General features: G+C 46.7%; 1 protein-coding gene. It reads left to right on the top strand.

Features of this window, described 5'->3' with window-relative positions; all coding sequences use genetic code 11:
* A partial coding sequence (locus R7O13_RS29205) for a patatin family protein (protein ID WP_318305499.1) occupies nt 1–578 on the top strand: 578 nt, incomplete at both ends.

The following is a 578-nucleotide window of genomic DNA, read 5'->3' as shown; positions in this document are numbered from 1 at the left end:
ACTACTCCTTTCTAATTTCGATCCTTTCGATGAGTTTTACGGCACCTCTGCCGGTGCTCTAAACCTTTGCTCGTATTTATGTCGTCAACATGGCATGGGTAAAGCGTTCATTACCGAACTAACTACTTCTCCTGAGTTTTTTAATCTTTTCCGCTACATTCGTAAGCAACAATACTTGAGTCTTGAGTGGGCGCTAGAAAGAATCCAAGATTTTCCTTACAAACTGGATCTCGATTTAGGGCGTAAGACCTTGGCTGGAAGAGGGGCGTTTGCAGCCGTTACGAACGTGGAAAATTTATCCGATCAGTATTTGCCGATTCTTGGCGATGATTGGTTCCACACCATGCTAGCCACTTGTGCGATTCCTAAGTTGTACCATGGCCCTGTCGATGTAAATGGGCAAAAGTTTGGGGATGGTGGTGTTTCCGCCTCGATTCCGGTTCAAGAAGCGTGGCGACAAAATGCGCGCAACATTATTGTGATTCGCACAGAACCCTTCTCTGAGATAGAGGCGAGGGCGCAAAGTGAAATCGGAGACGTGCCAGTAGAATGGTATCGCGAATCCATAAACTCGGTGC

The sequence above is a fragment of the Vibrio sp. Y176 genome (assembly GCF_033438945.1).
Note: the sequence above shows the minus strand (reverse complement) of the source record. Positions and strands in the feature narration are given on the sequence as shown.